The organism is Microvirga sp. KLBC 81, assembly GCF_003075415.1.
GTDB lineage: Bacteria > Pseudomonadota > Alphaproteobacteria > Rhizobiales > Beijerinckiaceae > Microvirga.
This window is the reverse complement of sequence record NZ_QDAH01000040.1, coordinates 11,751-25,085: the sequence shown is the minus strand read 5'-3', so window position 1 is coordinate 25,085 and position 13,335 is coordinate 11,751. Positions and strand designations below refer to the sequence as shown.

Sequence of the window (13,335 nt, the reverse complement as noted above, 5' to 3'; positions counted from 1 at the left end):
CCTCTCGACCTGCTTAGAACGGCGTCACGGCGTCAAAGATCTGCTGCCCATAGGCCGGCTGCTGGACCTCCATCAGGCGTCCGCGGCCGCCATAGGAGACGCGCGCTTCGGCGATCTTGTCATAGCTGATGGTGTTTCGGGGAGAAATGTCACGAGGGCGGACGATGCCGGCGATATTGAGAATACGCAGCTCGTAATTCACCCGGACTTCCTGCGACCCGCTGATGATGACGTTTCCGTTAGGCAGAACCTCGGTCACGACCGCTGCTACAGAGAGGCGCAGCTTCTCGGACCGGTCGATCTTGCCCTGACCGGCCGACGAGGACGAGGAGTCGATCCCGATATCAGCGCTGCCATCGGCTTGCCATCCCTCGAAGCTGAAGCCGTAGCCGAGTCCAGCGTCAACCGATGACGAGCGAGATCTGTCGCTCGCATTGTCAAACTGGGCCTTGTCGTCGATCTGAATATTGACCGTCACGATATCGCCGACCTGGCGGGCTCGGGGGCTGGTGAACAGATCAGCACTCGCGTTGCTCCACGTAGAATTTGGAGCAATGCTGGTGGTGCTCTTGAACACGTGAGGAAGGGGTTCACGCTCGACGGCAATGCCGCTTCCCACCGGCGTCATCGTCGGTTCCCGCCCGATTTCCTCAGGCCGGGTCGCACATGCCGCAAGGAGGTAAAGGCTAGCGACTGCAATGATGAACTTCACTCTTTCCTCCCGTTGCCCGCAACCCGCTTGGGAGCATCCGTGATGATGTTGGCCAGTTGAGCTGCCCTTGCCGGCTCCATTTCGTTCAGCACGGCGCTGGCGGAGCGGGGGTTGAGCTTGGCAATGACTGCCGCGGCAATCTCATCTTCCATATTGGTCAGCTGAAGAGCCGCGGCATCAGGGCGCATCCGCGAGTAAATCGCCACAATCGTCTCGTCGGCTTTCTGGAGAACCTCATTGCGGCGGCGCAGCCATTCCTCATATTCGGCGCGCTTCGCCTCAAGGATCTTAAGCCGCCCCTCAAGCTCTTTTTCCATTTTGGCGAGCGCTTCTTTTTGCAATGCAAAGCGTGCATCGGCGGCGGCATCTGCGATATTGACGCAATATGCGTTGCTCTTTGCCTCACCTTCCTTGTCTTGAGCCATGACAGGTCCGGAAAGGGAAAGTACGACAACTGCTCCCAATATACCTGCCCTCACTGCAAGGAATTTTTCAAACTGCGTCATTGGATTACCAGCTCAGCCTGAAGAGCCCCGGCCGTCTTGACAGCCTGAAGAATTGCGATCACATCCGACGGCTTCAGGCCCATTTGATTAAGTCCCCTGACCAGGGTCTGGAGATCCGAGCCTCTCACGATTGCAAGAGGAACCCGCTCCTCATCCGCTGTGACCTGAGTGCGGGGAACAACGGCGGTCTGCCCGTATGAGAACGGATCGGGCTGTGACACTTCGGGAGCCTCGGTGACGCGGATCGTCAAGGCTCCATGAGTGATTGCAACAGTCGAAATCTGCACGTTCTTCCCGATGACGACCGTCCCGGTTCTCTGATCAACGACGATACGAGCGGGCGTGTCAGGTTGGATTTCGAGATCCCCCAGTTCGGCGATGAATCGGGTTGCTGCAATACTCTTCGGCTTCTGCAGAACGACGGTGCGAAAATCCCGTGGAGCGGCGACACGCATTCCATATCGACGCTGTGCATATTGATTGATGGCGTCTGTCACGAGAGTGGCGGTCTTATAATCAGGATTCTTGAGTTCGAAAGCCAGCGACCCGACTGCCTCGAAGCCACCCCGGACCTCCCGTTCGACGAGAGCGCCGTTGGCGATCCGGCCAGCGGTCGCCACTCCCGATGTCAATGTCTCCGCCTGCCCTTGAGCGGAAAAGCCCGACACGACGATCGCGCCCTGAGCCACCGCATAGATCTGACCATCGCCACCCTGCAGCGCTGTCAGCATCAGAGTGCCGCCTTTGAGTGACGTCGCATCACCCATCGAGGTCACCGTCACGTCGATCCGGGAACCTGCGCCGACGAAGGGAGGCAGATCAGCGGTCACGATGACGGCCGCGACGTTTCTGGTCCGCAGGTTGATGTCCCGGACGTTCACTCCCATCCGGTCCAGCATCGATTGCAGAGCCTGCTCGGTAAACTGCGAATTCCGGAGAGTATCGCCGGTACCCTGCAATCCCATGACCAGCCCGTAACCGATCAGCTGGTTATCGCGCACACCCTGGACGCCGGCCACATCCTTGATGCGCGTGGCAGCCATAGCGTGGGCTGACAGAAGGATACCGAAAGCCAGCAGGAGCGCGCGCAGGATCATTGGATGCCAATCCTGATCTTGCCGTCGGCCTGAACACGGCCTGTAATGATCCTGCCGCTGTCGACATTCTTGACCTGAACCGTTTCGCCCAGCGCACCGGATTGCAGCGGAATGCCAACACCTACGATTGACAGAGCCCCCTCCTCGAAGAGGATCGCGGTCTGAACTCCACGCGTCACGAGCTTTGGATCATCAATAGCATTCAGGGGAATAGGTTCGCCTGGAAGCAGCGTCCGACGGGCCGTCTTGCCGGCCAGAACGCGGGGCGACTCCACGACTGCCGTCCGGAAGCGATAATTCTCAGGGAATTTCCTATCCTTGAGCATGGATTCATTGATCATGTCACCGGGGTAGATCGTGACTGTCGGGACGGGGAGAACACGCTCTTCACCCGCAGCCGTGTGGCACGTGGCAGCAATGATGGCGGCAGCCATTGCGAAGCGAAGCAATAGATTCATGAACAGACCCCGACCCTCAATTACTCAGCGGATGCCCTTGGACACGGTTCCGGCCATATCATCGACCGCTTGAATCACCTTGGAGTTCATCTCAAATGCGCGCTGCGCAGTGATGAGATTGGTGATCTCCTTGATCGCATCCACGTTCGACGCTTCGAGGTAACCCTGGTGAATTTTTCCGTAACCAGGATCCGAAGGCGCTCCGGGGTTCGGAGCGCCGGACGCAAGCGTCTCACGGAACAGATTGTTCCCGATCGGCTCCAATCCCGCATCATTGGCGAAGTTTGCGAGCATGATCTGGCCGAGAGCCCGGGGTTGCTCCTCACCAGCAATCTTGGCGAAGACCTCACCCGACTCGTTGATGCTGACCTCGATAGCCTCGGTTGGAATAAGGATCGGCCCGCCGGGATTGAGCGTATAGCCATCGAGGGTGACGAGTTGGCCGTTAGCATCCTTGTTGAAGGCGCCGGCGCGCGTATACAAGATGTCACCGTTCGGTGCTCCCACCTGGAACCAGCCGCGTCCGTTCAGCGCAAGATCGTACTGGTTCGACGTGGCGGTCAGAGATCCTTGACGATGCAGATTGCGGATTGCTGCTGTCCGCACGCCAAGGCCCAGCATGGCTCCTTCCGGCACCGGACTCGCTCCGGCCTGATTGGGCACGGCTTGAGCACGCTCGGCTTGATAGAGGAGATCCGAGAACTCGGCCCGAGCGCCCTTGAACGCCGTGGTGTTCACGTTTGAGATGTTGTTGGCGATGACTTCAACATTCAGCTGTTGAGCATTCATGCCGGTTGCAGCAATCGCAAGCGCTCTCATGGTGTTCTCCTTAGATCGCCATACGAGCGATTTCTTGGTAGGCTGCGACCACCTTGTCGCGGATCGCAATCGCCGTCTGAAGTGTTTGCTCGGCGGCCATGACCGCTTCAGCTACCTGCTGAACCGATGCCTTTCCTTGAATGCCGGCGATGGAGGAGGCTTCACCCGTCTTCAGCGTATCGATAGCAGTCGAGGCAACTTGAGCCATCGTGTCGAGAAAGCTCACCTGGGGATTCCCGGCTGCAGTTGTTCCAGCAATGGATTTGACTGCTGCTGTCGGGGCGGAGGAAACAGCAACCGGCCGTTCAATCATTGAAGAGATCGAAGATGCTGCACTGATCATATCAGCCTCTCATTAGGTCGATTGTTGCGGAAATCAGGGCGCGCGCCTGCTTCATCATCTGCAGGTTTGCCTGATATGAGCGGTTGGCCTCACGCATGTCGGCCATCTCGATCAGCATGTTCACGTTCGGCTTCTTGACCATGCCGTTCTCGTCCGCAGCAGGATTGCCGGGATCGTATTCGACAGGATATGGCGCATCGTCCGTCCCGATTTCCTTCACCGACACGGAAGAGGCGCCGAGAGCCCGGTCGAGCTCCGATCTGAAGGTAACCGTTTTACGCGTATAGGGATCTGAGCCCGGCGTGCGCCCAGTCGATTGCGCATTTGCGACGTTCTCGGAGATGACCCTCAGGCGCGCCGATTGTGCTTCCAGCCCTGAGCTCGAGAGTTTTGTTGATGCAATGAGAGGATCGAACATCATGCAGTCCTCACGCTCGACATCAGCATTCGGTGGAATGCCTTGACGATGCTGGTGTTCAATAAATGCTGCCGGTCGATTTCACCGGCCTTGATGAGTTCCTGCTCCAGACTGACGGAGTTCTTGGAATAAACAGTGTCCCAAGTATCAGCCTTCTTGATCTTCGTTCCCTCGGGCCGTGTCGCATCCAGGCCGATGTGGCCGCCGTTCGTGGCGACCACAGCCAGCTTGGTCTTATCCAGAACATCGCCAAAGGGTTCGATGTCCCTCGCGCGGTATCCGGGTGTATTGGCATTCGCGATGTTCCCCGAGATCGTGGACTGACGTGCTGCAAGCCACTGCGCCTGCCGCGATGCCAAATCGAAGAGGTAGACGGGTGACGTCACGATGATCTCCAAGCTGTCATGGTAAAGATGCATTTACCCATGCAACCTTGCATGAGGCTGACCTAGCCAGTTCAACACGTTGCAGGTGGAGATGAGCCAGCCTGGATTTCTCGGTACGCAATGAACAGAGTACAACCGCTGAGAGAAATAGTGGACTGACTTTTGAACGTTATATCGATAGCAAAACCGCCCCTGAGTGGGATGTTCTAGCGGTGCAATGTCGCATTTCCGCCAATTGATTTTTGCTCCAATGCAAGCATGAAGGATCATAGCACTCATTAAAGACGCTTAAGCCGGGGGCAGTGCATGATGCACGCTTGTTGTCAGATCTTGAAGAAGCGGTTCAAGCGGTCTACGACCTCGGACTGAAGCGGCATGGGTGCAGGCTCCTGGGCTGTCGGGCAACCTGACCAGAGGCACTCTCTATCTTTCATCTTCGGATTTGCTGATCAGGAGAATATGCCCAATGTCGAGCGGGGCAATCGTTTATGTGGTGGATGATGATCTTGGTGTGCGCAAGGCGCTATCCTTCCTATTGGTCTCTGCCGGTTTGAACGTCCGCTTGTACGAGTCTGCGACCGCCTTTCTGCGAGAGGTGGCGGATCCGGGCCGATGCTGCATTGTAACGGATGTCAGGATGCCGGGGATCGATGGGCTGGAATTTATCCAGCGTCTCAATGAGCGAGGGCTCAATGTGCCTGTCATCGTCATGACAGGTCACGCTGACATCCCTCTTGCAGTCGAAGCCATGAAGGCTGGCGCCATCGACTTTTTGGAAAAGCCATTTCGCGAGGACCGTTTTCTTGAGGTCGTCCGCTTTGCCCTCGTCTGTGATGAGAAAAGCGTTCGACGGAGCCAGGAGCTCCTGAGAACTCAAGCTCGTCTCCAGTCGCTGACTCAGCGCGAGCGCCAAGTCCTTGACTGCTTGGTCGCAGGCAAGGCCAATAAAGTGATTGCCCATGAACTCAACATCAGCATCCGAACGGTCGAGATCCATCGATCCAATGTCATGGCTAAGATGGAGGCTCGAAGCCTTTCCGAGTTGATTCGGATGGCCCTTTTCATCGAAGCCACAGTAGGCAATTGACTAGAGATAGGAGGAAAGAGCCCGGACCTTGCAGATGGTTCCGGCTCGTGGGCTGCATCAGCGTCAGTGTGAATAGTTTTCCCTCAACCAGAAGAGCTGTGCCGCCTTATGCCCGCCGCCAGATGCATTTTTCCGATCCCGGCCGACATTGGCGCCGATGCGCTGTCGGCGGTCGACAGCTCCCGATACGTTGTTTCAAACAACAACCGTTGGTCACGCATCACCCTGAACTTTGAGGGCCTCGATAGCGACAGCTGGTGCGAGCTGAGCTTTCAAATAGATTGGAATCCACAAGAGGAAAACAGGGCTGCCTACGATCTTGCCGCCATCGGTTTCGATTTCCTTATGGAGGATGGATCAAGTATCGATTTCGCTTATGTGCCCGGCCTGACAAGAAGTCAGATTGATCCTCACAGCTGGCACATTGGTGGGCCGGATTGCAACGGCCGTCATAACGGCCCTGTGCATCCTGGTAAGGTATCTTGTACGTTTTTTGTCCCCTCCCCGGCCAGGAAACTGGCCGTATCTGTTCGGAGCTGGCGCAATTCCCACCCCTTCACCATTCGCGATCCGAAGCTGTTTCAGACTGCTCGTCCCACTTCTTTGCAGGACAGCGGCTTGAACGAAGCCGATCAGGCTCATCAGACGAGCGCCCATGAATTGTCCGACGTGCGCCGAACATGGCGAACTCTCACAGCCGAGCCTGTCTGGTATAAATATGGAGTGCGTCCGGAACACCAACTCCTGGTGCGCGGACAGATCATCAATGAGAATCCGGGTGGCGAAGGGGCCCTGGCCCGCATCGTTTATCGCAATGCGGAAGGAGAGGAACTGCCCCCTCCCTATCCTGATATAGCGGTGGCGCCATCCATTGGAGCCTTCATCGACATTCCCGTCCACCGACAGGCTCGGCGCTTTACGCTGGATCTCCTTCCTCCGCCGCGAGCAGCAAGCATCGAGATCGGCTTTCAGACCTGGCATGCTGAAGTCAGAATGGAATTGGTCGTCCCACTCGAAGTGTCCCTTGGAGACGAGCTTCTGCTTGAGAATATCTCAGGCGACGATCTCCCCGATGCTTGGGCCTTCCTCCGTCAGACCTTAGCGAAGCTGGGCCTCGAGCTGCCGTTCGGCGGCTCTAAAGTCAACTCTGCTATCTTCAAGCAGTTTGTCGACCCAGAAGCACTGCGGTCTCCCCTCACATTTCACCACAAGCTCAAATCTGTGCAGTGGGGTGCGCCCACGACAATCAATGGGCGTGAACTTGTTCTCAGCAACTTCCCATCATGGCGTCTTCCTGAGGCACCGAAATGGATGGAAGATCCATTCCAGTCATTGGCATGGAGACTCGAGTTTCAGTCTCTATCCTGGCTTGTCGATCTCGCAAACGAGGCGGAAGCCGGAGGTCTCACACGCGCAATCGATCTTGCGGTTTTATGGTCGCAGGCCAATCCTTGGGGGCATGCTCAGGATCCGATCAGTGCTCACCCCTTGTCCCTGTCCGCCCGCACCGAAGCACTGCTCACTCTCCTTTCCCTAAACGTGAGATCGCAACGATCAGCTGCCTTTGAAAAGAGCTTCACTCTCTTTTCCGAGGTCGTGCGCCATGCCTTTGCTCTGGCCCAACTTGTAAGCCAGAATGTCTTTGCGCATTCGGTTGTCCATATCCATGCTGCCTGTGCTCTTCTTTCTGCAGCGCGGGCACTCCCTAAGTTTCCCTTAGCTTCTTACTGGAGCTCTGTTGCCCTCCCACAAATCCAGGAAGGCTTTGACCGCCTCATCGACCGCGAGGGCGGGTTTGTTGAACAATCCCTGCACTTCCGCCTGGAGATTATCTCACTAGGGCTCATTCTCGCTCGCATGCTTGGCGATGTGCCGGAGACACGCGAGTTTCGCGACGAGTTGACCACACGCCTCACGAAAGGGCTCCAGAACGTCGTTTCTGCTACTGATCCTTCCGGATCGCTTCCACCTTTCGGCGATGCACCGCAAGGATTGCATCATGCATCATGGCTGCGACGGCTGCTGTCTGTTTATGGAACTACCTTGCTCTCCGATCCGGCACTTGCCGCGGCGCTGTCGTATCCGACAGGAAAAAAGATATTCTCCTTACCAAATGCGGGGTTAATCACAGCGCGTTACTACGAGCGGAATGCTCATTGGAGTTATTTCTGTGCGTCATTGGACGGTCATCACTCAGAACATGGCCATTCCGATTGCACATCCTTTGTCTACTCCACGGGTGGTGCAAGTTGGATTGTCGACCCGAAGGGCTCGGACTTCTGCGACGCAGGATCAGCTCGTCAATATCTCATCTCCGCCAGAGCGCACAATCTTGCCATTCCAGATGAACGTGAACCAACCGCCGGAACGGCTTGGATTGAAGCACATGAGACGCTTGAAGGCGCTAACCTATTCCAGATAGGCACAAATGTTCACGGTCATGACTATGATCACCGCCGCATCATTGTGTGCCTGGATGACTTGCACGCAATCGCCCTGTTCGATCATTTCACAACCCAGGCAAGACCCGTCTCCTTCGATGGCTTTCTGCACTTCGATCCCAGGGTCACTGCGGCCATTGCAAGTTCGCGGCTAGGGATCGGCTATCGTAAGGATGGCAGGCTACAGATCATTCCACGTGTGCTTAAAGGCCAGTTCTCTGGCATGAGTATAGATAACGGCCGCAGCGATAGACAGACTGCGCTCCAGGGATTCGTGGCACAGGCAACAGGAGGGCTGCAGCCAGCCAACGTCCTCCGCTATCGGTTCTCTGGCCACGGCACTGTCTGCGGTGGTGTCTTGCTTGCCACCAGTGAGCGATCAGCCGGCACTCTCGCAGACCTGCTGAAAACAACGTCTGTCAAGAACCTGTTTCAGCGCCTGTCTACGGCAGTCTTTTAGATCTCGAGCCAAACCCTTCGGAGCAGCAGGAGCCCCTCAACGGTGAACTTCCTGCTGTAATACATCCGTCAACGGAACGTGAATGCCCAACTAGAACGGGCATCCGCGTTCGTAATGCTGCGCTCAGCCAAACAGAGCATCAATAGCATCCTGTGACGTGATGCCCTTGTCCGTTGAAAGCGCTGGCCCGTTGAGAAGCGCCTCATCACCCTGGCGCGTAACGTCCGTGGTCTCGATATCCTTGAAGCTCTCTAGTCCGCCCCAGATCTCGATCATCTCATGGACGCGCTCTTCGACGAACCTCATCGCATTCACGACCTTGCTGATGCGCTGACCCGTAATATCCTGAAAGTTGCAAGCCTCAAAGATGCTGATGACCTGATCGGAGATTTCACGGGCAAAATCCTGATCCCCGCCCGCAAGACGCGCAGCGAGGTTGCCCGACAACTCATCGATCCTTTCCGCGGACGCCAGGATCGCATTGGTCGCAGTCTCAGTACCGAGCACAATGGCGCCAAGCTCATCCGTGACGCGGTTGATCTCTTGCCCCTGGGCTCCAGCATAACGGAGCGTTGCGATCTCACGCTTGGTTCGCTCAATCGCCTCGTAGATCGAGTCTAGTTCGACCTTGAGACGAAGAGCCTCCTGCATGTCCTTGCGGTGCTCTTCGATGAGCGCTGCAGACAGCTCCTTTGCCGGGACGATAGCTTCCTTGATCGTCCCAAGCATGGACATAACTTCGTTATGACGCTCGAGAACTCCCTCGTCAGGAGGGGCGGAGGCCATATGAGCCTCGATACGATAGCTCTTACGTGGGTTCATGGCTCTTACCGCGATATGCTCATGCGCCGAAGACAGCGCTGATCTTGGACCGGAGAGTTTCGGCGTTGAAGGGTTTCACAATGTAATTGTTGACCCCGGCCTTCTTTGCCGCGACGACGTTCTCAGTCTTTGCTTCGGCAGTCACCATGATGAAGGGCAGAGAGCCCAGTTCGGCATCCGCACGGACCTGCTGGAGCAACTCGTATCCTGTCATCGGGGCCATGTTCCAATCAGAAATGACAAGGCCATACTTCCTGGATCTGAGCTTCTCCAGCGCAGCCTGTCCATCAGAGGCATCATCAACATCATTGAAGCCGATCTGCTTGAGCAGGTTTCGGAGAATTCGCACCATCGTCTGGTAATCGTCGACGACAAGAACAGGGGTAGAAAGATCTAGGCTCACGGTTACGTATCCTATTGAGTGAGATGAATGGAATTGATCAGAACGAACTTATTGGACCGGGTCCCGCTCTGCCCCGAAGGCAAGAACCGCATCCACATCGAGGATGATCATCAGCTCGCCCTGGAGTTGATGAACCCCTTGAGACAGGTTCACCCAACGGCGGTCCATGTGAACAGGGTTAGGCTGCATCTCGTCAGCATCGAGCTTGAGCACTTCCCCAACATCGTCGACGAGCAAGCCATAGGCCTCGCCCTGGTTTTCGAGGCCGACCGCCATCCGGCGCTCTGCCCTGCCATCATCCTCAAGGCCCAAACGGCTGCGCAACGACACAGCCGTGACGACGCGTCCGCGGAGATTGAGCAATCCGGCAATTTCAGCTTGCGCCAATGGCACCTTGGTCATTTCGCTGACCACGAACACGTCATGGACGCGGCCAATAGGAAGGCCGAGCAACTGACGCGCCACGGTAACAGTGATGAACTCCATTTCTCGGGAGAGGCTTTTGGGTGCGCCAATGGCAACGGTATTCAGGGCCTTCATGGTCATGCAGCCTCCTCAAGCGATCCACTGAGTTCCGCCAGAGCAGACAACAATCCTCGACGGTCCACTTTCGAAACAACTTCTGTAATCTTGAACCGCCTTGCCAAGGCGATCAGCTGAGGGTCAGGCCTTAACGTCAGACCAATGATGGGGATCGACCGGTACTGGGCGTCAGCCCTCAGCGTTGCGATGAACGCAAATCCAGAATTCCCCGGCAGTTCAAGATCGGTCACGATGAAATCCGTCTGAGCGCCGCTCGAGAGGTAACGAGCGGCATCCTGTGCTGTCGCTGCCGTGTGCACACGGTATCCCGACGCCTTGAGAACAGGCACCAGCATGTCGCGGAAGAAGTTAGACCCGTCGACGAGGAGTAGCGAGTTGCTCTGCTTAGCTCTCTGATCCGTGCGAGACCATGTCTCAAGAACCAGAGGCAGGTAATGGGCGATGTTCACGATCTCTGTGGTCTTACCCCGCACGACGGCCGATCCTACGAGATCGGACCGTTCAGCCAGCAGCTCGACCTCGAGCTTGTCTTCGACGATGTCTACGATCTCGGCCACAGCAAGTCCCATCGATATCTCGCCGTCCGAGAACACCAGAAGAGACTGCAGGCCCTGCGTCTTGATCTCAAGATCTTCGTCACAGGAAACAATCGGCATCAGACGGCCCCGATATTGCATCACAGGTCGGCCGCTGGCCCATTCGATCGTTGATGCGTCAATCTCTTCGAGGCGGGTCACCAAGGACAGCGGCACGGCCTTCAAGGTGTCTCCGCCACCGCGGAAGACAAGGAGGCTCGTCAGCTCTTCCACAGCCGCAATCGCCTGGTCGAGTGTCGCATCGTTCTGGAATTCGTTGTTCTGCACCCCTGATCCGACCATTCTGGCCAAGCCATTCGGGTCCACGATCAGGACAACGGCACCGTCGCCAAGAATGGTGTTCCCGGAGAAAAGCTGAATATGCCTAAGCTTAGATGACATCGGCTTGACCACAATTTCTTCCGTATGGAAGACGCCGTTGACGAGAATGCCGAAACGCTGCTGTGCAACCTGAGTGACAACCACAAATCCGGTGTCGACATCCTCACTTTCGGAGAGGCGCATCACCTTAGATAGCGGAACAATCGGCAGCAAGCGCTCACGCAGACGTAAAATTGGCGTCCCGTTGATCCGCTCGATCGAGTGTTCTGATGCGGGCGACACTCTGACAAGCTCCGAAACCGCCACTTGGGGAATGGCAAACCGCTGGTCCTTCGACGAAACGATCAGTGCTGCGACAATTGCCAGTGTCAGAGGAATTTTGATGGTGAATGTCGTACCCCTGCCTGACTCGGAGCGGATATCGACCGTACCGCCGATCAGTTCGATATTCGTCTTCACCACATCCATACCGACACCACGCCCGGACACGGAAGTGACCGCGGCGGCTGTCGAGAAGCCCGGATGGAAGATGAATTTGCCGACCTGAGCGTCGCTCATCCGCTCGATCTCTGACTCGCTGACGATAGCTCTCTCGACTGCCTTCTTGCGAATGGCGGCGTAGTTCAGACCCTTGCCGTCATCGGAGATCTCGATCGTGATCGATCCACCTTCATGATAGGCATTGAGGCGGATGATACCTTTCTCCGGCTTTCCGGCAGCCCTGCGCTCAGCAGGGCTTTCGATCCCGTGATCCGCAGAGTTGCGAACCATGTGAGTGAGGGGATCCTTAATAACCTCAAGCACCTGCCTATCGAGTTCGGTATCGGCTCCCTGCATAACGAGCTCGATCTGCTTCGAGAGCTCGTTCGACAGATCGCGCACAACACGGGGCAATTTCTGCCAAGCATTGCCGATGGGCTGCATGCGCGTTTTCATCACTCCATCCTGCAACTCGGCCGTAACCTGAGAAAGCCGCTGCAGAGGCACCTTGTACCCATAATCTTCGGAATTGCGGCGGGCGATCTCGAGCAGCTGGTTACGGGTCAAGACGAGCTCGGACACCATCGTCATGAGGTGCTCAAGTGTATCAACATTGACGCGGATCGTCTGGACCTTGCCGGCCACACCTTCTCCGCCCTCGCCATTCTCTGATGCTTCTGCGGCACCTTGAGTTTTCTGAGGCTTGGCTTGTGCAGGTGGCGCAACCGCGGTTGGCTTGGCGGGCGCGATTTGATTTGGACCAGGAGCCTCCCGAAATGCGCGTTCCAGTTCGTCGAGGGAAACCTCTCCGGGCTTCAATGCTCTCTCCAGCACTTGGTAAACGAGAGTGCCGCTCGTTGCCTCACTGTCAGGCCCAGGCGCCTCCTGGAAAGCGCGCTCCAGCTCATCAAGAGAGACCTCACCGGGTTTCAACTCGCGTTCGAGCACCTGATGGACAAGCGTTCCGACCGTCTTCGGCTTGGCGGAAGGCGCAACGGGCTCAGGCACATAAGTCCCGGCATTCGCCATTCTGTCGAGGGCCTCGATCAGATCGTCATCGGCACCTTCCGGTTCGACGCCATGACGCTCCAGCTCGCCCAGGATGTCTTTGATGCGATCAAGCGTCGTCAGGATCAGCGACACGGCCGACGTTGTGACCGGCATTCCATCGCGGAACTTGCCCATGAGGGTTTCTGCTGCATGAGCCAGCGCCTCAAGTCGCGGAAGCCCGAGGAACCCGCAAGTTCCCTTGATGGTATGCACAAGGCGGAAAATGTTGCTGAGGATCGCTTGGTTGTTCGGATCCCGCTCGAAACGAACCATCTCCACGTCGACCGTCTCAAGATGTTCGCTGGTCTCCGTAAGGAACTCAAGGAGGAGGTCGTCCATTGCCGTATCTCTTCTCTCTTTGGAGTAACTGGTTAGCAGTCGACTGCTCGACGC

General features: G+C 56.7%; 14 protein-coding genes. 2 read left to right on the top strand and 12 right to left on the bottom strand.

Annotation, left to right across the window (positions count from 1 at the left end; genetic code table 11):
• Positions 1–13 precede the first annotated feature (13 nt).
• The 8 genes from flgH to flgB are packed head-to-tail and all read right to left on the bottom strand — an operon-like array spanning position 14 to position 4,772.
• Positions 14–712 carry a flagellar basal body L-ring protein FlgH gene (gene flgH, locus DC522_RS20980; protein WP_116530574.1) on the bottom strand — a complete coding sequence of 233 codons (699 nt, stop codon included), beginning with the start codon at positions 710–712 and terminating at the stop codon, positions 14–16.
• The gene (locus DC522_RS20975) at positions 709–1,218 is read right to left on the bottom strand and encodes a MotE family protein (protein WP_116530573.1); all 510 of its coding nucleotides are present in this window, start codon (positions 1,216–1,218) and stop codon (positions 709–711) included. The genes flgH and DC522_RS20975 overlap by 4 nt, the downstream gene beginning before the upstream one ends.
• Positions 1,215–2,315 (bottom strand): flagellar basal body P-ring protein FlgI, encoded by a 1,101-nt coding sequence (gene flgI, locus DC522_RS20970; RefSeq protein WP_116530572.1) that lies wholly within the window; start codon positions 2,313–2,315, stop codon positions 1,215–1,217. Before flgI ends, DC522_RS20975 begins: the two co-directional genes overlap by 4 nt.
• Entirely contained in the window at positions 2,312–2,773 is a 462-nt protein-coding gene (gene flgA, locus DC522_RS20965) for a flagellar basal body P-ring formation chaperone FlgA (RefSeq protein WP_116530571.1), read from the bottom strand. The genes flgI and flgA overlap by 4 nt, the downstream gene beginning before the upstream one ends.
• A 24-nt stretch (positions 2,774–2,797) precedes the next feature.
• Positions 2,798–3,592, bottom strand: coding sequence for a flagellar basal-body rod protein FlgG (gene flgG, locus DC522_RS20960; RefSeq protein WP_116530570.1), 795 nt, complete (start codon positions 3,590–3,592; stop codon positions 2,798–2,800).
• 10 nt (positions 3,593–3,602) lie between these two features.
• Positions 3,603–3,935, bottom strand: coding sequence for a flagellar hook-basal body complex protein FliE (locus tag DC522_RS20955; RefSeq protein ID WP_116530569.1), 333 nt, complete (start codon positions 3,933–3,935; stop codon positions 3,603–3,605).
• 1 nt (position 3,936) lies between these two features.
• On the bottom strand, positions 3,937–4,353 hold the full coding sequence (gene flgC, locus DC522_RS20950; RefSeq protein ID WP_116530607.1) for a flagellar basal body rod protein FlgC: 417 nt from the start codon (positions 4,351–4,353) through the stop codon (positions 3,937–3,939).
• Positions 4,353–4,772 carry a flagellar basal body rod protein FlgB gene (gene flgB, locus DC522_RS20945; protein WP_116530568.1) on the bottom strand — a complete coding sequence of 140 codons (420 nt, stop codon included), beginning with the start codon at positions 4,770–4,772 and terminating at the stop codon, positions 4,353–4,355. Before flgB ends, flgC begins: the two co-directional genes overlap by 1 nt.
• Positions 4,773–5,205: 433 nt before the next feature.
• On the opposite strand from flgB, the gene fixJ reads away from it, so the two are divergent.
• Both fixJ and DC522_RS20935 read left to right on the top strand, forming a co-directional pair.
• Entirely contained in the window at positions 5,206–5,826 is a 621-nt protein-coding gene (fixJ, locus tag DC522_RS20940; RefSeq protein WP_116530567.1) for a response regulator FixJ, read from the top strand.
• Positions 5,827–5,934: 108 nt separating this feature from the next.
• The gene (locus DC522_RS20935) at positions 5,935–8,727 is read left to right on the top strand and encodes a heparinase II/III family protein (RefSeq protein WP_116530566.1); all 2,793 of its coding nucleotides are present in this window, start codon (positions 5,935–5,937) and stop codon (positions 8,725–8,727) included.
• 123 nt (positions 8,728–8,850) lie between these two features.
• On the opposite strand, the gene DC522_RS20930 is transcribed toward DC522_RS20935, so the two are convergent.
• The 4 genes from DC522_RS20930 to DC522_RS20915 are packed head-to-tail and all read right to left on the bottom strand — an operon-like array spanning position 8,851 to position 13,281.
• Complete coding sequence (locus tag DC522_RS20930; RefSeq protein ID WP_245444386.1) at positions 8,851–9,549, bottom strand: protein phosphatase CheZ; 699 nt, start codon at positions 9,547–9,549, stop codon at positions 8,851–8,853.
• Between the two features lie 19 nt (positions 9,550–9,568).
• The gene (locus DC522_RS20925) at positions 9,569–9,952 is read right to left on the bottom strand and encodes a response regulator (RefSeq protein WP_116530564.1); all 384 of its coding nucleotides are present in this window, start codon (positions 9,950–9,952) and stop codon (positions 9,569–9,571) included.
• Positions 9,953–10,000: 48 nt separating this feature from the next.
• The gene (locus DC522_RS20920; protein ID WP_245444392.1) at positions 10,001–10,492 is read right to left on the bottom strand and encodes a chemotaxis protein CheW; all 492 of its coding nucleotides are present in this window, start codon (positions 10,490–10,492) and stop codon (positions 10,001–10,003) included.
• A gap of 2 nt (positions 10,493–10,494) precedes the next feature.
• Positions 10,495–13,281, bottom strand: a complete 2,787-nt coding sequence (locus tag DC522_RS20915) for a hybrid sensor histidine kinase/response regulator (RefSeq protein WP_116530562.1) — start codon at positions 13,279–13,281, stop codon at positions 10,495–10,497.
• Positions 13,282–13,335: the final 54 nt, after the last annotated feature.